The 19,513-nt window shown below is 45.5% G+C and carries 21 protein-coding genes and 7 tRNA genes; 27 read left to right on the top strand and 1 reads right to left on the bottom strand.

From position 1 onward, the window contains the following. Positions 1-3: 3 nt before the first annotated feature. The 5 genes from K8U60_RS08100 to K8U60_RS08080 all read left to right on the top strand — a co-directional run bounded on the left by K8U60_RS08100 (position 4) and on the right by K8U60_RS08080 (position 6,113). The gene (locus K8U60_RS08100) at positions 4-1,362 is read left to right on the top strand and encodes a UDP-N-acetylmuramoyl-tripeptide--D-alanyl-D-alanine ligase (RefSeq protein WP_223636868.1); all 1,359 of its coding nucleotides are present in this window, start codon (positions 4-6) and stop codon (positions 1,360-1,362) included. Between the two features lie 64 nt (positions 1,363-1,426). Further along, positions 1,427-2,125, top strand: coding sequence for an alpha/beta hydrolase (locus K8U60_RS08095; RefSeq protein ID WP_223636865.1), 699 nt, complete (start codon positions 1,427-1,429; stop codon positions 2,123-2,125). A gap of 334 nt (positions 2,126-2,459) precedes the next feature. Next, a complete protein-coding gene (locus tag K8U60_RS08090; protein WP_223636862.1) occupies positions 2,460-3,983 on the top strand; it encodes a DEAD/DEAH box helicase in 1,524 nt (507 codons plus the stop codon). Positions 3,984-4,129: 146 nt separating this feature from the next. After that, positions 4,130-4,609, top strand: a complete 480-nt coding sequence (locus tag K8U60_RS08085; RefSeq protein WP_223636859.1) for a PH domain-containing protein — start codon at positions 4,130-4,132, stop codon at positions 4,607-4,609. Beyond that, positions 4,602-6,113 (top strand): PH domain-containing protein, encoded by a 1,512-nt coding sequence (locus tag K8U60_RS08080; RefSeq protein WP_223637666.1) that lies wholly within the window; start codon positions 4,602-4,604, stop codon positions 6,111-6,113. The genes K8U60_RS08085 and K8U60_RS08080 overlap by 8 nt, the downstream gene beginning before the upstream one ends. A 55-nt stretch (positions 6,114-6,168) precedes the next feature. Here K8U60_RS08080 and K8U60_RS08075 read toward each other — a convergent pair whose 3' ends face one another. Beyond that, positions 6,169-6,777, bottom strand: a complete 609-nt coding sequence (locus K8U60_RS08075; RefSeq protein WP_223636856.1) for a rhomboid family intramembrane serine protease — start codon at positions 6,775-6,777, stop codon at positions 6,169-6,171. A 68-nt stretch (positions 6,778-6,845) separates the two neighbouring features. On the opposite strand from K8U60_RS08075, the gene acpS reads away from it, so the two are divergent. The 22 genes from acpS (at position 6,846) to K8U60_RS07965 (ending at position 19,447) form a co-directional block, all read left to right on the top strand. Beyond that, the gene (gene acpS / locus K8U60_RS08070) at positions 6,846-7,199 is read left to right on the top strand and encodes a holo-ACP synthase (protein ID WP_223636853.1); all 354 of its coding nucleotides are present in this window, start codon (positions 6,846-6,848) and stop codon (positions 7,197-7,199) included. A gap of 15 nt (positions 7,200-7,214) precedes the next feature. Further along, positions 7,215-8,372: an alanine racemase gene (alr, locus tag K8U60_RS08065; RefSeq protein WP_223636851.1), complete on the top strand. Its 1,158-nt coding sequence runs from the start codon at positions 7,215-7,217 to the stop codon at positions 8,370-8,372. Positions 8,373-8,415: 43 nt separating this feature from the next. After that, on the top strand, positions 8,416-8,700 hold the full coding sequence (locus tag K8U60_RS08060; protein WP_142827252.1) for a transcriptional regulator: 285 nt from the start codon (positions 8,416-8,418) through the stop codon (positions 8,698-8,700). Positions 8,701-8,704: 4 nt separating this feature from the next. Next, positions 8,705-9,055 carry a type II toxin-antitoxin system PemK/MazF family toxin gene (locus K8U60_RS08055; RefSeq protein ID WP_008432415.1) on the top strand — a complete coding sequence of 117 codons (351 nt, stop codon included), beginning with the start codon at positions 8,705-8,707 and terminating at the stop codon, positions 9,053-9,055. A 169-nt stretch (positions 9,056-9,224) separates the two neighbouring features. Continuing rightward, positions 9,225-10,052, top strand: coding sequence for an RsbT co-antagonist protein RsbRA (locus K8U60_RS08050; RefSeq protein WP_223636848.1), 828 nt, complete (start codon positions 9,225-9,227; stop codon positions 10,050-10,052). Next, positions 10,052-10,414, top strand: a complete 363-nt coding sequence (locus K8U60_RS08045; RefSeq protein WP_008432419.1) for an STAS domain-containing protein — start codon at positions 10,052-10,054, stop codon at positions 10,412-10,414. The genes K8U60_RS08050 and K8U60_RS08045 overlap by 1 nt, the downstream gene beginning before the upstream one ends. A 2-nt stretch (positions 10,415-10,416) precedes the next feature. Further along, complete coding sequence (locus K8U60_RS08040) at positions 10,417-10,818, top strand: anti-sigma regulatory factor (protein ID WP_146558235.1); 402 nt, start codon at positions 10,417-10,419, stop codon at positions 10,816-10,818. A gap of 12 nt (positions 10,819-10,830) precedes the next feature. Continuing rightward, positions 10,831-11,832: a PP2C family protein-serine/threonine phosphatase gene (locus tag K8U60_RS08035; RefSeq protein WP_223636846.1), complete on the top strand. Its 1,002-nt coding sequence runs from the start codon at positions 10,831-10,833 to the stop codon at positions 11,830-11,832. Positions 11,833-11,926: 94 nt separating this feature from the next. After that, on the top strand, positions 11,927-12,256 hold the full coding sequence (locus K8U60_RS08030; protein WP_223636844.1) for an anti-sigma factor antagonist: 330 nt from the start codon (positions 11,927-11,929) through the stop codon (positions 12,254-12,256). Between the two features lies 1 nt (position 12,257). Beyond that, positions 12,258-12,728, top strand: a complete 471-nt coding sequence (rsbW, locus tag K8U60_RS08025; protein ID WP_006830181.1) for an anti-sigma B factor RsbW — start codon at positions 12,258-12,260, stop codon at positions 12,726-12,728. Beyond that, on the top strand, positions 12,706-13,488 hold the full coding sequence (sigB, locus tag K8U60_RS08020) for an RNA polymerase sigma factor SigB (protein ID WP_146558232.1): 783 nt from the start codon (positions 12,706-12,708) through the stop codon (positions 13,486-13,488). Before rsbW ends, sigB begins: the two co-directional genes overlap by 23 nt. After that, positions 13,488-14,087, top strand: coding sequence for a PP2C family serine/threonine-protein phosphatase (locus tag K8U60_RS08015; protein WP_191715583.1), 600 nt, complete (start codon positions 13,488-13,490; stop codon positions 14,085-14,087). Before sigB ends, K8U60_RS08015 begins: the two co-directional genes overlap by 1 nt. 223 nt (positions 14,088-14,310) lie before the next feature. Beyond that, positions 14,311-15,558 carry an MFS transporter gene (locus K8U60_RS08010; RefSeq protein ID WP_223636842.1) on the top strand — a complete coding sequence of 416 codons (1,248 nt, stop codon included), beginning with the start codon at positions 14,311-14,313 and terminating at the stop codon, positions 15,556-15,558. 206 nt (positions 15,559-15,764) lie between these two features. After that, positions 15,765-17,930, top strand: a complete 2,166-nt coding sequence (locus K8U60_RS08005; protein ID WP_317851918.1) for a Tex family protein — start codon at positions 15,765-15,767, stop codon at positions 17,928-17,930. A 22-nt stretch (positions 17,931-17,952) separates the two neighbouring features. After that, positions 17,953-18,405, top strand: coding sequence for a SprT family protein (locus K8U60_RS08000; RefSeq protein WP_223636840.1), 453 nt, complete (start codon positions 17,953-17,955; stop codon positions 18,403-18,405). A gap of 173 nt (positions 18,406-18,578) precedes the next feature. Then, positions 18,579-18,653 (top strand) — tRNA-Asn (locus K8U60_RS07995). A gap of 5 nt (positions 18,654-18,658) precedes the next feature. Beyond that, a tRNA-Glu gene (locus K8U60_RS07990) sits at positions 18,659-18,733 on the top strand. Positions 18,734-18,925: 192 nt separating this feature from the next. After that, positions 18,926-19,002, top strand: a tRNA-Met gene (locus K8U60_RS07985). A gap of 3 nt (positions 19,003-19,005) precedes the next feature. Next, positions 19,006-19,081 (top strand) — tRNA-Asp (locus tag K8U60_RS07980). Between the two features lie 7 nt (positions 19,082-19,088). Next, positions 19,089-19,163 (top strand) — tRNA-Gln (locus K8U60_RS07975). A 109-nt stretch (positions 19,164-19,272) separates the two neighbouring features. Further along, positions 19,273-19,358 (top strand) — tRNA-Leu (locus K8U60_RS07970). A gap of 12 nt (positions 19,359-19,370) precedes the next feature. Then, positions 19,371-19,447: transfer RNA gene (locus tag K8U60_RS07965), tRNA-Arg, on the top strand. Positions 19,448-19,513 lie beyond the last annotated feature (66 nt).

Below are 19,513 nucleotides of genomic sequence, written 5' to 3'. Positions count from 1 at the left end.
CAAATGAAAAAAAAGATTGAGCAAGTAGCCAAATGGCTGGATATCAAAACTAATTTAAAAGGCTTTGACGTTACGGGGGTCTCGATCAACACGAGAACGCTCAAGCCGGGCGATTTGTTCATTCCTTTCCGTGGCGAACAAGTGAATGGGCATAAGTATGTCCGTTCAGCTATCGAACTAGGCGCAGCAGCTTCTTTATGGCAGCGCGACGAGCCGGGGGCACCGGAAGATCTGCCTCTGCTTTTCGTGGATGATTGTGAAGTTGCTTTGCAGGAGATGGCTAGAGCCTACCGCGATGAATTGTCTGCGATTGTCATCGGGATCACTGGATCCAATGGCAAGACTTCGACAAAAGATCTCGTAGCGAGTGTGTTAAAGCCTTATTTCAAAGTGCAAAAAACCCAGGGGAATTACAATAACGAATTGGGCTTGCCATTGACCATCCTGTCTTTGGACGAAGACACCAAAGTCGCTGTTCTGGAAATGGGCATGAGCGGCAAAGGGCAGATCGAGTTTCTGTCTGAATTGGCACGTCCCGATTACGCCATCATCACCAATATCGGTGAAGCGCATCTGCAGGATCTTGGATCACGTGAAGCGATAGCGGAAGCAAAGTTTGAAATCACTGCAGGCCTGCAACAGCACGGTAAACTTTTCTATGACGGAGACGAGCCGCTGTTGCAGCCGTTTATGGAATCTTTCCCGCAGGCAGTCTCTTTTGGATTCGATGACAACAACGAATTGACGGTAACGGATATTAAAGCGACTGAAAATGGCAGCAGCTTTATGGTGAGCGGAATCATAGATGCCGCCTTCACCATTCCTGTATTGGGTGAGCATCAGGTGAAGAACACCCTGGCCGCCATTTTGATCGCTCTTGAAGCAGGCCTGTCAGAGGAGCAAATCCGCAAATCCTTGAAAGACGCAGCTTTGACCGATATGCGCATGCAGATGATCCAAGCGGATAACGGAGCCATTTTCATCAATGATGCCTATAATGCAGCTCCTTCATCGATGAATGCAGCATTGAATTTCATCCGTGAAACAACGATGAAAGACAAGAAGTGGGTCGTCCTTGGCGATATGCTTGAACTTGGAGACGACGAACAAAGCTATCACGAAGCACTGAGCAATTACATTTCAGATAGCCTTGCCGGGGTCTGCCTCTATGGACCGCGCATGAAATGGCTGTATGATAAATTGCAGCCGGCCTATAACGGCAAGTTGCTGTGGAGTGAAGACGACTACGGACCGATTATTGATTTGTTGAAAAGGTATACCAACAAAGACTCAGTCATATTAGTGAAAGGTTCCCGTGGTATGGCGCTGGAGAAAGTGATTGAACCTTTCACCGGCCAATAAAGAAGACGGCAGTGTAGGGGCTCAAAAGTTTTATGCTGTTAAGCGATGAAAAGAGGGAAGCGATTTGAAGACCGGGGTTCTTTGTATTCATGGCTTTACAGGAGGCCCGTTTGAAGTTGAGCCGTTTGCTGATTTTTTAACCGGCGAGACCGACTGGATCGTAGAAATACCGACGCTTCCAGGACATGGTGAAAAATTGGCCTTAAAAAGTATTTCAGCTGAAAGTTGGATGATGGAAGCGGAGCTGGCATTGAAAAAGCTGAAAAAATCAGCGGACCGCATCATCATTGTCGGCTTTTCGATGGGCGGATTGATCGCGCTGTATCTAGCAATGCGCTACAAGGTCGATCGGCTGGTTCTATTGAGTGCAGCAGCCAAATACATCAGTCCTGCACAGATTTTTGAGGAAGTGCAGGAAGCGATGAGAGATGTGTTATCTGGGAAAATAGCGGAAAATTCATCTTTTCATCTTTATGAATACAAACTGATGAACACACCTGTCAGTTCAGCCGTGGAATTTCTGCGGGTTGTCAGAATGGTTGAACCCTATTACGACAAGATCAAAGTTCCGGTTTGTATTGTGCAGGGAGGCAAGGACAGCGTAGTTCCCGCTTCTGCCGCTGACTATATTCATGACCACATCGGTTCAACAGAAAAATACATGATCCATTCAGAAACCGGCAAGCATTTGATCTGTTACAGCGACGACTGTGACGATTGGTTTAAGAAAGTTTTTGAGTTTATGAATAAAGGCGCAGAGTAAACTGATTATTAGAACCTTTGCGTATTGATTGCAAATAGGAAAAAAACATGGTATTCTTTTGAAAGCAATGGATACATTTTTGAATTACTCTTCCCTGTGAAGAGTATTTTTTTGAGCAAAACGGTTTGTTCTATAGATAGGGCATCAAACACCCGCCGATCAGACCGCTCGGCAAAGCCCGAGCTTTTCCTGTTCACACATCCCCTCTGACTTAAAACTACAGAGTATGATTTTCGACGTGAAACTTCCTCATAAAGGCTCGACCTTGTCACGAATTCATCTAAAATGTACACCATTTGTAAATCAGATGAAGACAAAAGGAGATTGAAAAAATTTGGTAAAATTTTCAGAGTTAAATATTAGCGAAACAACTTTAAAGTCCGTAAAACGCATGGGGTTTGAAGAAGCAACACCGATTCAAGAGGGGACTATCCGTCTTGGAATGGAAGGCAAGGACATTATCGGACAAGCACAAACTGGTACTGGTAAAACAACTGCGTTCGGTATTCCTTTGATTGAAAAAATCGACACTAAAGACGGTAATGTTCAAGGATTGATCATCGCACCAACCCGCGAATTGGCAATCCAGGTTTCTGAAGAACTTTACAGATTGGGCCAAGATAAAAACGTGCGTATCCTTTCAGTATACGGCGGCCAGGAAATCAGCCGACAAATCCGTGCACTTAAAAACCGCCCACAAATTATCGTTGGTACTCCAGGACGTCTATTAGACCATATCAACCGCCGTACTCTTAAATTGGATAATGTAAACACATTGATCCTTGATGAAGCAGACGAAATGTTGAACATGGGCTTTATCGAAGACATTCAAACAATCATGGCAAGTGTTCCTGATACTCGCCAGACCTTGTTGTTCTCAGCAACTATGCCGGATGCTATCCGCCGTATTGCAGAGAAATTCATGAAGACTCCTGAAATCGTTAAAATCAAATCAAAAGAAATGACTGTTGAAAACATTGAGCAATTCTATGTGAAAGCAGTAGAACGCGAAAAATTCGATGTTCTTTCACGTCTTTTGAATGTTCAACAGCCTGAACTTGCGATCATTTTCGGACGCACAAAACGTCGGGTTGACGAATTAGCTAAAGCTTTGAATATCCGCGGCTATTTGGCTGAAGGAATTCATGGCGACTTGAGCCAAGCAAAACGTATGTCCGTCTTGAAGCAGTTCAAAGCAGGCAAAATCGATATTCTAGTTGCAACAGATGTAGCAGCTCGTGGACTTGATATCTCAGGCGTATCACACGTATACAACTTTGATATTCCTCAAGATCCTGAAAGCTATGTTCACCGCATCGGCCGTACTGGCCGTGCAGGCAAAAAAGGAGTAGCTGTCACGTTTGTAACTCCACGTGAAATGGGCTACCTTGGAATTGTTGAACGTACAACTAAGAAAAAAATGGAAGCTTTGGTTCCCCCAACAGCTGACGAAGCTGTACTTGGCCAAAAACGCGTTGCTATGGAGCAATTAGTTGAAATGACTGAGAAAAACAATCTTGGCGACTATCGTGAATTTGCGACTCAAATGTTGGAAAAACACGAAGCGGTTGACTTGATTGCAGCGGCTCTTAAAACAATGACCAAAGAACCGGAAGATGTTCCAGTCTCTATTTCCGAAGAACGTCCTTTGCCATCACGCGGAGGCGGCGGATATAAAGGTAAAGGCGGAAGCGGACGCAGTGGCGGAGGCGGCGGCTATAAAGGCAATCGCTCTTCATCATCATCTCGTCCATCTTCAAGCCGTGGAGCGAGCTCAGGCGCAAGCCGACGCCGTGAAGGCGGAAGTGGAAGCGGTGGCGGACGTCCAGGACGTACGACTCGCCGCAGCGAATCTTAATACCGATCCATCCAAAGGGCGTATGCCAAACAGGAAACTGTTTGGGCATGCGCCCTTTTTTGCTGTCCGGATTTCAGTTACAATTGACTGAAACGTTTAGATAAGTAAATCGTATAATGGATAGGCACGCGATTGGAGAGAATAGAATGGACAACCAACCGAAAAATCAAATTTCACGAAAAGGATTAACCGTCTGGCGTGTTTACGGCAGTATGGAAACTGCGGTGATCGCATTGATCGCAATTGGAGCTGGCGTTTTAACGTACTTTTTTGACTGGCCGCAATGGCTGTACGCTGTTTATGCAGCAGTGATTCTGCTATTTGGCTTCCTGTTTATTTACTTGTTTCCAAAAATCCGCTGGCAACGCTGGCGTTATGAGGTGAGGGAGCAGGAAATCGAATTGCAGCATGGCTTATTCATCGTTACCCGGACATTGGTGCCGATGGTGCGTGTTCAGCACGTCGATACGGAACAAGGCCCGATTTTGCGGAAATATGATTTAGCGGAAATATCGATTTCAACAGCGGCAACCACTCATACGATTCCTGCGCTTGTAACAGCGGAAGCGGATGAGCTGAGAGCCAGAATTTCCGTATTGGCAAGGGTGGCGGAAGATGATGTATGAAGAACGTTATAAGCTGCATCCCATTTCGGCATTTCTGAATTTCATCAAAGGCTTAAAAGAATTGATTGTTCCGTTCATCATTATTTTTGGTGTCAATATATTCAGGGACGGCGGAGTCAGTTCGATGTTCAACCAGGGTTGGCAAGGCTTGATTCCGGTAATCGTGGGCAGTGTTGTACTGGTCTTCCTGCTGATTGGTGGAATCATCAAGTGGAAACGTTTTGTCTACTGGTTTGAGGACGGGGAATTGCGCATTGAATACGGCCTTTTTGTAAAGAAAAAAAGGTATATACCTTTTGACCGGATCCAGAGCCTGAATTATACTGAAGGCATTTTTCACCGGCCGCTCGGTTTGGTGAAAGTGAAAGTGGAGACTGGCGGCTCAGGTAAGGTCGGCCAGGCCGAAGCCGAATTGACGGCTATTTCGCGCGAAGATGCAGACCGCATCGAAAATGAAATGGAGAAAGCAAAACACCAGCTTCCCGAAGAAAGCGTTGCAGTAATGGGACCGGTGGAACAAGTGGAAGCACCGCCTAAAAAAGAGGCACAGGTACTTTACCGCATGTCCATGAAGGAACTATTGATTCTTGCAACAACTTCTGGAGGGATTGGGGTCGTGATTTCAGCGGTTGCGATTTTCCTTTCCCAGTTTTCCGAACTGATTCCGTATGATGCGATTTACGAGGAAGTCATGCTGTTTCTGCGTTTTGGTGCATTGATTGTCGCGTTGACCATCTTTTTTGTGTTATTGATCGCTTGGATCATTTCGGTCATTATGACCATCGTGGCGAATTACCAATTTACCATCCAGCGTGATGAGGACCATATCTATATCACCAGGGGATTATTGGAAAAGAAAAAAGTTTCCGTCCCCCTGAAACGCGTTCAAGGCATCAAGATCAGCCAGAACCCTTTGCGTGAGCTTTTCGGATACGCGACAGTATTGGTTGAAAGTGCAGGAGGGTCAATCGGGGACAAAGATGAGAAGATCCGCCTGTTTCCTTTGGTCAAAGCAGATCGGATGATTCCCATCCTGGCTGAGTTGTTTCCTGAGCTGGAATGGACGCCGGAATTGGTCAAGGCACCGAAGCGCAGCGTCCACTTTTTCTATCGTCTGGATTTGCTTTGGCTGTCGCCAGTATTTGCTGCGGTAGGCTATTTCTTCTATCCGTACGGCCTGCTTGCATTGATTTTTGTGCCGATCATTGTCGCCATCGGAATCTGGCAGCACCGGACAGTGGGGTATGCGCTGGGAGAACGTCAATTGACGATGCAATTCAGAGGGCTCAGCAAACACCAATTCTTTATGCTGAAGAAGCGGGTGCAGGTTGTTCAAGTGACGCAAAGTTTCTTCCAGCGCCGTAAAGGGATTGCATCGATCAACTCAACGATCAAATCGGGCATGATGGGGGCCACTGCATCAACACCCCATATGGAAAAAAGCGATGCCAGCCGAATCTTGTCATGGTACGAACCTTCCAGCACCAGAGAAATAAAGGATTGAACACACCCAATTTTTCGCAAAAAAAAAGCAGCCGGAATTTTTATTCCGGCTGTCTTTATTTTTTTGCCCGCCAACTGACGATCCGCTTTGGATGGAAATAACTGAGTCCGATTAGGAATCCGGTTATCATTCCAGCGATATGGGCTGTGACATTTACGTTGGGAGTCAAGAAAGTCATGACTATACTAATCACGATAATTGGGAGTATAATTTGTTTTAGCTGAGGCAGAGCGCGTCCGCCGTAATACACCAATGCGCCGAATGCGCCAAACACTCCGAAAATCGCACCGCTTGCTCCTACGTGGGCATAATCGAGCGGCTGCAAAAAGTAGGTGGCCGCTGAAGCAAAGAATCCTGCCAGCAGGTAGATCGTGATGAAGCGGACTTTACCGGTTAAACGTTCCAATTCAGGTCCGAACAGGAACAGTGAAAACATATTAAACAGCAAATGCATCAATCCGCCATGCAGGAACATCGGTGTAAAGAAACGCCACCATTGGCCTTCTGCAATGTAGAAGTTGGAACCGACACCATAAAAGTAAAGCCATTCACCAAGCAAAGGAAGCCATGTCAGTACATAGACCAACAGATTAAGGGCCATCAAAGTGGAAACAACCGGATACAGGCGCAGGTATTGCTTAAAGCTTTCTGTTCGAATAAACATTTAGTCACCTCTATTTCATATCTTTAATTATACCTGTTACCCGTTTGCGATTGAAAGGAGAAACATTTATGATTACAGGAATCGGGTTGGATATCGTTGAATTGTCACGGATCCAGCGATTGGATGCGAAATCAGCGAAATTTCGTGAGCGTGTATTAACACAATCCGAGCACGCTGAATACATTCAGTTAACTGCTGCAAGAAAAGTTGAATTTCTGGCTGGCCGCTTTGCAGCCAAAGAAGCGTTCTCCAAAGCGAAGGGAACGGGAATTGGCGGAGCCTGTTCTTTTCAGGACATTGAAATCCGGAAAGACAGCAAAGGCAAGCCTTCCGTTTACTTTCAGAACAAGGAAACGGGTCTGGTCTCCATTACGCATTCAAAGGAATTTGCAGCAGCGCAAGTTCTTTTACAAACAAATTAATTGGGTGGTGTTACGATGACAGAATATTATCGTCCGACAAAAGCAGTCATTGATTTAGGTGCAATCAAAAAGAATTTAACCGCTTTTCAGGAAAGAAGCAAGGATGCTGAAGTGATCGCAGTAATAAAAGCGGATGCTTACGGGCATGGTGTTTTGGAAGTGGCGAAGACGGCGATTGAAAATGGTGTCCTCTTGCTGGCCGTGGCAACCCCGGATGAAGCTCTTTTTCTGAGGGAAGAGGGCATCGACACGGAATTGCTGGTCCTTGGGGCGACTCCGCCGAATTTCATCCCGGTCGCGCAGCAGCATAATATTATCGTTACGGCTGTTTCTCTTGATTGGCTGTCTATGGCGGCAACCCAGTTGGCGCCTGATCTGAATGCATTGAAGATCCATTTGAAGGTGGATACCGGCATGAGGCGCATCGGCATCCAATTGGACGAGGTGGATGAAGCCTTCGGTTTTATTGCTGATCATGATTTTGATTTTAAAGGCATTTTCACTCATTTTGCCACAGCGGATGAAGAGGATTCTTCGTTGTTCAGCCGACAAGTGGGCGCTATGAATAGCGTAATCGATAAATTGGATGATCCTTCCGTCATGGTCCATGTCTCCAATAGCGCAGCGGCCATCATGCATCCGGAATTGTCCTGTGACGCGGTGCGCGTAGGAATTTCATTGTACGGCATCGCGCCATCCCCTTATGTAGGCAAGGAAATGCCATTTGAACTCCATCCGGCGCTTAGCTTGGAAACGGAAATCATCCATGTGAAAAAAGTGAAAGCTGGTGAAGGGCTGAGCTACGGGGCGACTTACCATGCCGAACAGGATGAATGGATTGCAACCTTGCCCATCGGTTATGCGGACGGCATGCTCCGGGGACTGCAGGGGCAGGAAGTTTTAGTGAGAGGACAGCGCGTGCCGATTGTAGGCCGGATTTGCATGGATCAATGCATGATTCGGCTTTCTGAAAAATTACCAATCGGAGAAAAAGTGCAACTGATCGGCGCACAGGGCGGACAGCGTATTTACATCGACGAATGGGCGCGCAGGCTGGATACGATCCCTTATGAAATCCCGTGTATTTTAACAAAACGGGTGCCTCGGGTATACTCGGACAGCACCAAAGTTTCCGATTTACCTTTTCAGGAGCCCGATACAATGTTAAGATGAGAAAGATAAAGGCAGAAGAACGGGATTTTCGGAGGTGTCGGCTGTGTACGAGAAGTCAAAGACAAAAGAAGTGGTTGTAAAGTTACCAAAACAATTTATTTCGGAGTTGACAACTCATTCAGATGAACGTGTTCAAGAAAGTGGAGATTATATTTACGTTTCCACGCACCGGGTGACTAAGAACCTGTACGACTCATATCATATTCGGGAAGCGATGATCAAGGGCTACGTGGAGATGTCACAGATCAATCTATCGATTGCTTGTGAATGTTCTCACGCTGAGTACGAAGCGGAGCACACGACAGTGCGACTCGTAAGCGGAGGGTGACAACTTGATTGTAAAACGCGGGGATGTTTTTTTTGCAGAATTATCACCGGTCGTCGGGTCTGAGCAAGGCGGGACCCGTCCTGTCCTGGTGATTCAAAACGATATAGGCAATCGTTTCAGTCCTACTGTAATCATTGCTGCAATTACTGCGCAGATTCAAAAAGCCAAATTGCCGACTCACGTAGAGATCAATGCCAAGAAGTATGGCTTTGAACGTGATTCAGTCATTCTGCTTGAACAATTGCGGACTATTGATAAGTCTCGGCTGACCGATAAAATCACCCAACTTGATGACACGTTGATGGAAAAAGTAGACGAGGCACTGGAAATCAGTGTTGGCCTAGTAAAATTTTAAGCATACATACTCCTTGAAAGGCACCTTGAGAATTTTTCTCGAGGTGTCTTTTTTTCAGAAAACAGACTAGCCGACAAAAAAGATGTGAAAAAAACGAATTTCCGATACAATAAAGAGTAGCAGATAAAATTTAAGATACATAGTGTCGCAGGGAGGGTTTTTAATCCATATGAATAAACAGATGGCTCAATATATACAGGGCAATTTAACTGAAATTATTTCACAATGGCAAGAAAAAATGAAGAACGAGAAAGATGAACGTTCTTTTCAGGTGATGCCCACAGAGTTGATGAATCAGACAAGCCATGAATTCGCTGAATTGATGATATCCAATTTGCTGGAAAGCCATCAAGCATATGAAAGCCGATTAATCGATTTTGCGGAAAAGGTAGTTCGCCTTGGTTGGTCCATTACATTCGTTACGAAAGCAATCAATCATTTCGCTGAAATCGTCTATGAAGGCATGACCAAAGAAGGCATTATTAACGAAAGTAATATTGCCGCATTTGTAGAAGAGTTCAACAAGTGGATCTCGCCGATCCGCGACAGCACCATCGAGGCATACTCCAAGACATGGGAACGCACGGTCAGCCTCCAAAAGATCGCATTGCAGGAACTTTCAGCATCGCTTATTCCGGTTTTTGAGAAAGTCTCGGTCATGCCGCTTGTCGGAACAATTGATACAGAGCGGGCGAAATTGATTATGGAGAACCTGTTGGAAGGTGTCGTCAAACATCGGGCAGAAGTTGTGTTGCTCGATATCACCGGTGTACCGGTAGTGGACACAATGGTCGCCCATCACATTATCCAGGCAGCAGATGCTGTGCGTCTGGTTGGAGCGAAATGCATGCTTGTCGGAATTCGACCTGAGATTGCCCAGACGATTGTCACGCTCGGCATCAACCTGAACGACTTTACGACAACAAGCACTTTGCAGCGAGGCGTGGAACAGGCATTGGCTTGGACAAACCGAAAAATTGTGGAGGTTGAAGACTGATGAATTTTAGAATTCCAATTTTAAAGTTAAGAGATACATTGATTGTTTCCATCCAATGGGAGCTTGACGACCAGACAGCTCTTCAATTTCAAGAGGATTTACTGACCAAACTGCATGAAACAAGTGCGCGAGGTGTCGTGATTGATTTGACTTCCATTGATTTCATCGACTCATTTATCGCGAAAGTTCTGGGAGACGTCATCAGTATGTCAAGCCTGATGGGGGCCCGAGTAGTCATTACCGGTATCCAGCCAGCAGTTGCTATCACTTTGATCGAGTTAGGAATTCGACTTGAAGACGTTATGACAGCACTGGATTTAGAAAATGGTTTAGATAAACTTCAATTGGAATTGGAGGCTTAAAAATGAGCGACCAGTCCTCGGTGGAAATTTTGACAGAATGGGATATTGTAGCTGCAAGACAACTCGGACGCAATGTAGCGAAAGAGCTTGGCTTTGGCACAGTTGACCAGGCCCGTATTACGACGGCCATCAGCGAGCTTGCCCGCAATATTTACTTATATGCCGGAAAAGGCAGAATCGAAATTCAACAATTAACGGAAAACGGCGTGAAAGGAATCCTGATCATAGCTGCAGACAGCGGTCCGGGAATTCCAGATATCCGCAAAGTCATGGAAGACGGTTTTACGACTTCCGGTGGACTAGGGGCGGGACTGCCAGGTGTCAAACGATTAATGGACGACTTTAAAATCGAAACGATATTAGGCGAAGGTACAGATATAAGAGCTACCAAGTGGCTTCGTTAGGGGGAACACCCAATGGCTCAAGAAATTGAGAATCAGTATAAAGAGATTCTAAATGAATACATGAAAAAACAGACTGAACAAAATCTGTATGTCGGCCAAAATTTCAGCCGGCAGCTGATTTTAGAGAATATCGCGCCTGAAGAAGTCATTAGCATGCACAAAGCGGCGATTCAAGAACTGTATGGTGAGTTGCCGGATGTTGTGTGGCATTCTTTTGATTTTCTGATTGAAATGATGATCAATTATGGCTTGGCGCTTCAGGAGCGGCAAAGTCTCTTGAAACAGCAGGAAGAGCTGAAAGTGGAAATGGATCTTGCTGCCAACGTTCAGGAAACGTTGTTGAAAACCAAATTACCCCTACTGGAAGGTTTGGATATCGGCCTTCTCTCTATCCCTGCGCGAAAAATGAACGGGGATTATATTTATTTTGTCAGTGATCATGATGGCTATGCCGGGGTGGCGGTTGCGGATGTAATCGGCAAAGGCCTTCCGGCTGCTCTTTGCATGTCTATGATTAAATTCGGTATGGATAGCTTGAGCAGCACCCACGCACTTCCGAAAGACGTCTTGAGCGTCATCAATCGGATTGTAGAAAAAAGTGTCGATGATTCGATGTTCGTGTCCATGTTCTACGGCAATTACGATGCCAAGCAAGCGCGCTTGACTTACGGATCAGCTGGGCATGAACCGGCTATCTTGTATCGTGCCAAGGACCAAGCGTTCAGCGAACTGTTTGCAAAAGGGTTGCTGCTGGGTGTATCTCCAGCCGCTGTCTATGAAGAGCATACTGTCGATCTCGAAAAAGGCGACCTGGTGATCATGATGACTGATGGCGTGACGGAAGGCCGGAACGAAGAAGGTTTTATCGAGCGTGAGGTTATTTTTGAATTGATTGAGCAGAAGAAAGACGAGCCTGCACAAACCATTGTGCAATATGTCTATGATGAGCTTGAACGCATGCAAAATGCGCAGTTCCAAGATGACTTTACTTTGGTGATATACAAAAAAGTGTAGTAGCAGGTTTAACTATGGGTCAAATGTGGTATTAATGCTTAGAACAGCTTTTTTAAGCGGGATTGAATTTTAAAAAACGGGGTGTCGAAATACAATGAATATTCAAGTGGATTTAACTGAATCGGACAATATTCTTGAGGGCTTTGTACGCGGAGAAATTGATGCGCATACTGCACCGGTCCTACGGGAAAAACTAGAAACTTATCAGAATCACCAAGGATTGAAAGCAGAGTTGGATCTTTCCGACGTTAATTATATGGATAGTACAGGATTGGGAGTTTTTGTGGCTTTTTATAAATCGGTCAATTCAAATGGCGGACACGTAAAGTTAAAAGGGCTCTCTGCGCGATTAAAACGGCTTTTCGATATTACAGGTTTAGGAGATATTATGGATATCGAATCAGTCGGGAAGGGTGGTAACTGATATGCGTCCTTTCGATTATGTAGAAATGAGAGTTCCTGCCAAATCCCAATACGTTGGTGTCGCAAGACTCACCATTTCAGGATTGGCCAGCCGTATCGGATTTTCGTTCGATGATATAGAGGATTTGAAAATTGCTTCGAGTGAAGCGGTGACCAATGCAGTCCAGCATGCTTATGCAGAAGGCGAAGAAGGCGAAGTTGTCATTGGCTGTGCCTTGTATGAAGACAAGATCGAGATTATGGTAGCGGATCATGGACAAAGCTTTAACTTCGAAGAAACTAAAGCAAAAGTGGGCCCTTATCATGACCAAGAAGAAGGTGCTTTTCTTCGTGAAGGAGGTCTCGGCTTGTATTTGATTGAAACATTGATGGATGAAGTCAAAGTTCATCATCAAGAAGGAGTGACAATCTTCATGACAAAGCATGTTGAAGGAGAGCAGGTGGAAAAGGATGTCGAAACAGTCTCATCCTAATCAGCCTACTAAAGAGCAGGTGCTTGAGTGGATTGAAGCTTATCAAAAGACAGAAGATGAAGAAGCCCAAACAAATCTAGTGTTGAATTACAAGCGTCTTGTCGAGTCCATTGCGCGAAAATACTCTAATGGTAAATCTTACCACGAGGACATTGCGCAAGTGGGCATGCTTGGGCTTTTAGGCGCAATCAGACGTTATGACCCTTCATATGGCCGTAGCTTTGAAGCTTTTGCCGTGCCTACGATCATCGGTGAAATCAAACGCTTTTTACGCGATAAGACATGGGCAATCCATGTACCGCGGCGCATTAAGGAATTGGGACCCCGTATTAAAGCGACGGTGGAAGTGCTGACGACAGAGCTTCAACGTTCGCCGCAAGTATGGGAAATCGCTGAATATTTGGATGTCGAAGAAGACGATGTGCTGGAAGCGATGGAAATGGGCAAAAGCTATCAGGCACTTTCAATGGACCACTCTTTGGAGGCGGATTCAGATGGCAGTACCGTCACATTGTTTGACGTAGTAGGCCAGGAAGATGATGGTTACGAGAAAGCGGATCAGCGCATGCTTGTAGCTGAAGCGATGAATGTGCTTTCAGAACGGGAAAAGCAGATCATCCAATTCACTTACATAGAGCAGCTGAGCCAAAAAGAAGCCGGAGATAAACTCGGAATTTCTCAAATGCACGTTTCCCGTTTGCAAAGAAAAGCCATTAAGAAATTGCAGGAAGCTATTTTAGCGGCTGGTGGGGTTTCGTAGTGGAGAAAATTCAGCATAGTTTTGTAGATGCTTTTATTTTCAACGAAGCAAAAAAAGGAAATCATGAATCCGGTGACAGCTACCATACTGTATTGACGGACGATTATTTCATTTGCTCCGTAGCCGATGGATTAGGGAGTGGGCCTGTGGCGCGTGAATCGTCTCAAGTCATTCCTCAAATTTTACGTGAATACCATCATGAAACAATCGATCAATTAATGTATCGTTTTAACGGATTAATGCTCCAGAAGCGGGGAGCTGCCGTGGCTATCTTTAAAGTCGATTTCAATAAAAAGACGCTTGAATACAGCTGTGTCGGCAACATCCGGTTTTATCTGTACCGTAAAGCTACGGATGAAATCATCTACCCGTTGCCGGTCATGGGTTATTTATCAGGGCGTCCGCAAAAACTGCGTACTCAGCTTTACACATACGTGGAGGACGATTTGTTTCTGATCCATTCCGATGGAGTGGATTTAAGAAATCCGAAAGCCATGATGCGAAAAGCTGCGGTACCGGAACAACTATACCGCGACATATTGGCATCTATCCAAACAGGTGACGATGCCACATTCATAACAGGAAGCCTTCTCAAATGAGATGGCCTCTTTTTTTTTTTTTGCCTAAAATGAAGATGAAAACCGAATAAGTTTATTTAAAATTCTGAAAAAATCAGAAGGTATTTATTCTATAATTTGAAAGCGCTTTCTCATACAATTCAATTAGTGCAAAAACAGAGCTGAAAGGGGATGGCGAAGGGAGCGCGCTGAAAGAGCTGCTGGTGGGAGTAAAAAGAATGGACAAATCGAGGGGGTTGACAGAATGGCAAAAATTAAAAAAGGGTTAAGTTATGAAACTGTATTGGTCATGCTCTTTTTCGTCGCATGGGGTTTTCTTTATTTGGATAGACAGGCAATTTCTATGCTGATGCCTTTTATCATCGAAGACATCGCTTTGACGAACACAAAAATCGGTCAAATCAATATGTGGCAAACCATAGGATTTGCGCTGGCAGCTCCAACGTTTGCGATTCTCTCAGATCGCTTAGGGCATAAAAAAACGATCTTGTTCTGGGCGATGATCGTCACGTCTGTATTGGCGCTTTTGACGATGTTTGCAGAAACCTACACGTTTATGTTGATTGTCCGTACCTTGCTGGGTGCGAGTGAAGGGGTTATTCTTCCGATTTCGCTTTCACTATTGGCTTCTGTTTCGCGTCCGACGACATTGGGGCGCAATATGGGTTTGGTGTATGCAGGAGCTGCAGTCATCGGCGTCGCGATTGGTCCGTTGGTTGTGACGCAGTTGGGTGAATTGGTTGGTTGGCGTTACGCATTCCTGTTTGTCAGTATTCCGAGTTTTGTAGTAGCTTTGCTGATGCTTCGTTTTGTGAAGCCGCCTGAAGCTGTCGTGAAAACTGAAGCGGTTACTGCTTTCAATGTAAGCACTATCTATAACAGTGTGAAAAACCGCAATATCCTGATCTGTATTCTCATCAGTATTTTCTGTATGGGTGCCATGTGGACATTCAATGCATTCTTGCCACTCTATTTGACGCAAGTGAGTTTGCTATCTAATACCCAAATGGGCTTGGTCTTCTCGCTCTTTGGATTGTTGACCATCATCTGGCAAGTATTCATTCCTTATTCTTCCGATAAAATCGGCAGAAAACCGGCAATGTCTGGCTATCTGGCAATGGCGATGGTGACCCCGCTCGTCTTGTTCATCTTCCCACAATCTGCCGTAAGCCTGGTGGTTCTGGTGTTGTTTGGTGGAATCATTCTCGCCATGAACACGCTTTACCAAAGCATCATACCGGTTGAAAGTGTACCGGTTGCCGTCATGGCTACGGCCAATGCGCTCATCATGGGGATCGGTGAATTGGTAGGGGCCTTCTCGATCGGCTTGTCCGGTGTACTGGCAGACTCTTTTGGATTGACTGCTGTTATGGTCGTCATTCCGATTTCTTATCTGATCGCATTCCTTATTTCGTTCGGATTGATTGAAACGCTGAAAGGCAAGGCGGCGCGCAAAGAACCGGGATTGGTTGAAGTTCCGACTGAGACTTGAGAAGAGAAGGACTGGGAAAAGGTCGGCTCGTTTACAGTGAGAGCTGGCCATTTCAATAAATGAATAGAATAGCCGACAAAAAAGAAGCCCTCTTTCAAGAGAGGCTTCTTTTTTATGTTCTCCTGTAAATGCCCGTCGAATCAACACGGCTGCTTCCGCTTTTCTGTATGTGTTAAAATAGAAAGGAACTGAAGGGAAGTGTCTAGATGGAAATGCAGCAGATTCATACATTAATCGCTAAAGAAACGGGTGTGCGAAACAATCAGGTCGCGCAAGTCATCGCATTGATTGAAGATGGCAACACCGTGCCGTTTATTGCCCGTTACCGTAAAGAGGCAACCGGATCTTTGGATGAAGTGCAGATTAAAGCGATCGATGACCGGTATACATACATTCAGAACTTAGAGCAGCGGAAAATAGATGTTATCCGTTCCATAACGGAACAGGAAAAGCTGACAGATGAACTGGAAAAGGCGATTCACAATGCCACAGTCCTGCAGCGCGTTGAAGATTTATACCGGCCATACAAGCAAAAACGGAGAACCAAAGCGACCATCGCAAAAGAAAAAGGCCTCCAGCCGTTAGCGGATTGGCTGATGGAGCCTGGCGATGAAAAACTGGCAGGTAAAGCACAGTCATTCGTAAATGAAGAGGCAGGTGTCGCGTCAGCTGAAGAAGCCATCCAAGGAGCGCAGGATATCTTGGCGGAATTATTTGCGGATGATCCGGATATCCGCGAAAAAATCCGCTATATGACTCGAAAAGACGGCACAATCGCCACCGTCGCCAAGAAAAATCACGAAGACGAAAAACAGGTCTTCCAAATGTATTATGAATACGAAGAAGCCATCCAGAAAATCGTGCCGCATCGAATTTTGGCAATCAATCGCGGAGAAAAAGAAGATGTGCTGAAAGTTTCCATCCATCCGCCGGACGACCGAATCATAACGTTGATGAAAAACAAATGGATGAAACAGGCGCGTTCTACAAGCGAAGTGGTAGCTGAAGCAATTGAAGACAGCTACAAACGGCTGATTCAACCGTCAGTGGAGCGGGAAATCCGGACTGAACTGAGCGAAAAAGGGGAGACCCAGGCGATTCACATCTTCTCAGAGAACTTGCGGAATCTTTTATTGCAGCCACCGATGAAAAACAAAATGGTATTGGGTGTAGACCCAGCATATCGGACAGGCTGCAAACTCGCAGTCATCGATGAAACGGGCAAGTTGCTGGAAGTGGCAGTGATTTATCCGCATCCGCCAAAATCAGACCAAGCCGGCTCGAAGAAAATCATGGAGCGTTTGACATCCAAGTATCCGATTGAAATCATGGCGATCGGCAATGGGACAGCTTCTCGTGAGACCGAGCAGTTTGTTGCAGACTTCCTGTCGGAAACTTCGGCGGATATTTCCTATGTCATCGTTAATGAAGCAGGCGCGAGTGTCTATTCGGCCTCCGATATTGCACGAGCAGAATTTCCAGACTTGAAAGTTGAAGAGCGGAGTGCGGCTTCAATTGCGCGCCGTCTGCAGGATCCATTGTCTGAACTGGTGAAAATCGATCCCAAAGCGGTCGGTGTCGGACAGTATCAACACGATGTTTCCCAGAAGAAATTAGCGGATCAACTGACTTTTGTTGTCGAAACAGCCGTCAACCAGGTCGGCGTCAACGTCAATTCAGCCTCTTCTTCCTTATTGCAATACGTAGCAGGCTTGAGTAAAACCGTTGCGGAAAACGTCATCAAGGTCAGGGATGAAAATGGCCGCTTTACGTCGCGCGTCCAGCTGAAGAAAATCCCGCGCTTAGGAGCGAAAACCTATGAACAGGCAATTGGGTTCCTCCGGATTCCGGAAGGCAAAAATCCATTGGATGCAACAGGCATTCATCCGGAGAGCTATGATATTGCCGAGAAGCTGTTGAAGCTTGTCGGAGAAGATAAGAAATCTGTCGGAAAAGCCGGTATCTCTGAAAAACTTGAAGCGCTCGAGCTGAAAGAGCTGAGTGAGAAATGGGACGTCGGAGAAATTACCTTAAAAGATATCTTGGATGCGTTGAAGAAACCATTCCGCGATCCGCGTGACGAATTCCCGCAGCCTTTATTGAAAAACGATATTCTGAAAATGGAAGACCTGCTTCCAGGGATGGAAGTGCAGGGAACAGTGCGCAATGTAGTGGATTTTGGCGCATTCGTTGATATCGGTGTGAAGCAGGATGGTTTGGTGCACATCTCGAAATTGAAAAAAGGCTTTGTAAAGCATCCGCTGGAAGTGGTGGCAGTTGGAGACATAGTCACTGCTTGGGTGGAAAAAGTGGAGAAAGACAAAGGACGTATTGCTTTGACGATGCTCCAGCCGAAAGAGCAGACCCTTTAACTTTAAAAATAGGGGAGTTAACATGACGAACGAAGAACTGACAGGACTCATCAAGGAAATCTCATTGACGAGCTTTCACAAGCCATTCCGGCATGAGGGTATTTTCAATGCGAGATTGCGGACCACAGGAGGCAGATACCTGTTAAGATCCCATAATATCGAAATCAATCCAAGCTCCTACGAGAAGTTTGGATATGCTGAGCTTGAAGGCATCATCAAACATGAGCTATGCCATTACCATCTTCATATAGAAGGAAGAGGCTATAAGCACCGTGATCGGGATTTTAGAGAATTGCTGAAGGAAACAGGCTCGCCGCGTTTTTGCTCTACGCTTGAAAACAAGACGAAACGGCGATCGTCCAAGTCTTATGTCTATCAATGTGTAGCATGCGAAACGAATTACAGAAGAAAGATCCGGATGAATACAGAGCGTTACCGATGTGGTCGCTGCTCAGGAAAGCTAATAGCGCAATAACATTCTTCAAGGAAAGTAACTGTCCAACATAGGGCAGTTACTTTTTTTGAATTATTATTCTTCACTGTAGATTCCATAAAGAAAAACAAATAACAAATATAAATGAAAAAGGTATTGACGATTCTCTCAGAGCTCTTTATAATAGAAAAAGTCGACAAGTACTTAAACATTATTCCGAAGTAGCTCAGTGGTAGAGCACCGCACTGTTAATGCGATGGTCGTAGGTTCGAGTCCTACCTTCGGAGCCAATCATGGCCCCTTGGTCAAGCGGTTAAGACACCGCCCTTTCACGGCGGTAACACGGGTTCGAATCCCGTAGGGGTCACCATTTTATAAACAGCAATTAATCTGAAAAGTTATAGTTGGATAACTTCTGTGGTACACTAACACATGAGCCAACAAGTATGAAGAACGAATGATTGCTTTTGGAGATGTTGCAGGCCAGACTTGCTGTCGGCGTAGCCGAAACAAATCTAGGCTGTAAAGTAGCTCTAATGAAAAACAACATCTATATTATTGTCGCGGGGTGGAGCAGTTCGGTAGCTCGTTGGGCTCATAACCCAAAGGTCGCAGGTTCAAATCCTGCCCCCGCAACCAAATGGTCCCGTGGTGTAGCGGTTAACATGCCTGCCTGTCACGCAGGAGATCGCCGGTTCGATCCCGGTCGGGACCGCCATTTTTATTGGGGTATAGCCAAGCGGTAAGGCAACGGGTTTTGATCCCGTCATGCCCTGGTTCGAATCCAGGTACCCCAGCCATTATTTATTATTTAATCGTAACGACGAATGAATTAGAAATTCTAATCTCTCATTGACATTGAAATGGAGATGCAGTATAATAGAATTTGTCCCTAAAAATTAATTCAATGCGGTCGTGGCGGAATGGCAGACGCGCTAGGTTGAGGGCCTAGTGGGAGAAATCCCGTGGAAGTTCGACTCTTCTCGGCCGCACCATAAAGCTCTAATGCGCCCGTAGCTCAATTGGATAGAGTACTTGACTACGAATCAAGCGGTTAGAGGTTCGAGTCCTCTCGGGCGCACCATTATTTTCTTCTTCTATATAATATATGCGGGTGTAGTTTAGTGGTAAAACCTCAGCCTTCCAAGCT

It is taken from the genome of Planococcus circulans (assembly GCF_020023385.1).
GTDB lineage: Bacteria > Bacillota > Bacilli > Bacillales_A > Planococcaceae > Planococcus.
This window is presented reverse-complemented; position numbering and strand designations above follow the sequence as displayed.

Bases quoted from the DNA above. Each gene is read 5' to 3' on its own strand.
- acpS (WP_223636853.1), top strand. From the start codon at position 6,846: ATGATTACAGGAATCGGGTTGGATATCGTTGAATTGTCACGGATCCAG.
- rsbW (WP_006830181.1), top strand. From the start codon at position 12,258: ATGCGTCCTTTCGATTATGTAGAAATGAGAGTTCCTGCCAAATCCCAA.
- K8U60_RS08100 (WP_223636868.1), top strand. From the start codon at position 4: ATGAAAAAAAAGATTGAGCAAGTAGCCAAATGGCTGGATATCAAAACT.
- K8U60_RS08045 (WP_008432419.1), top strand. From the start codon at position 10,052: ATGAATTTTAGAATTCCAATTTTAAAGTTAAGAGATACATTGATTGTT.
- K8U60_RS08035 (WP_223636846.1), top strand. From the start codon at position 10,831: ATGGCTCAAGAAATTGAGAATCAGTATAAAGAGATTCTAAATGAATAC.
- K8U60_RS08010 (WP_223636842.1), top strand. From the start codon at position 14,311: ATGGCAAAAATTAAAAAAGGGTTAAGTTATGAAACTGTATTGGTCATG.
- K8U60_RS08030 (WP_223636844.1), top strand. From the start codon at position 11,927: ATGAATATTCAAGTGGATTTAACTGAATCGGACAATATTCTTGAGGGC.
- K8U60_RS08080 (WP_223637666.1), top strand. From the start codon at position 4,602: ATGTATGAAGAACGTTATAAGCTGCATCCCATTTCGGCATTTCTGAAT.
- sigB (WP_146558232.1), top strand. From the start codon at position 12,706: ATGTCGAAACAGTCTCATCCTAATCAGCCTACTAAAGAGCAGGTGCTT.
- K8U60_RS08050 (WP_223636848.1), top strand. From the start codon at position 9,225: ATGAATAAACAGATGGCTCAATATATACAGGGCAATTTAACTGAAATT.
- K8U60_RS08040 (WP_146558235.1), top strand. From the start codon at position 10,417: ATGAGCGACCAGTCCTCGGTGGAAATTTTGACAGAATGGGATATTGTA.
- K8U60_RS08000 (WP_223636840.1), top strand. From the start codon at position 17,953: ATGACGAACGAAGAACTGACAGGACTCATCAAGGAAATCTCATTGACG.
- alr (WP_223636851.1), top strand. From the start codon at position 7,215: ATGACAGAATATTATCGTCCGACAAAAGCAGTCATTGATTTAGGTGCA.
- K8U60_RS08075 (WP_223636856.1), bottom strand. From the start codon at position 6,777: ATGTTTATTCGAACAGAAAGCTTTAAGCAATACCTGCGCCTGTATCCG.
- K8U60_RS08085 (WP_223636859.1), top strand. From the start codon at position 4,130: ATGGACAACCAACCGAAAAATCAAATTTCACGAAAAGGATTAACCGTC.
- K8U60_RS08005 (WP_317851918.1), top strand. From the start codon at position 15,765: ATGGAAATGCAGCAGATTCATACATTAATCGCTAAAGAAACGGGTGTG.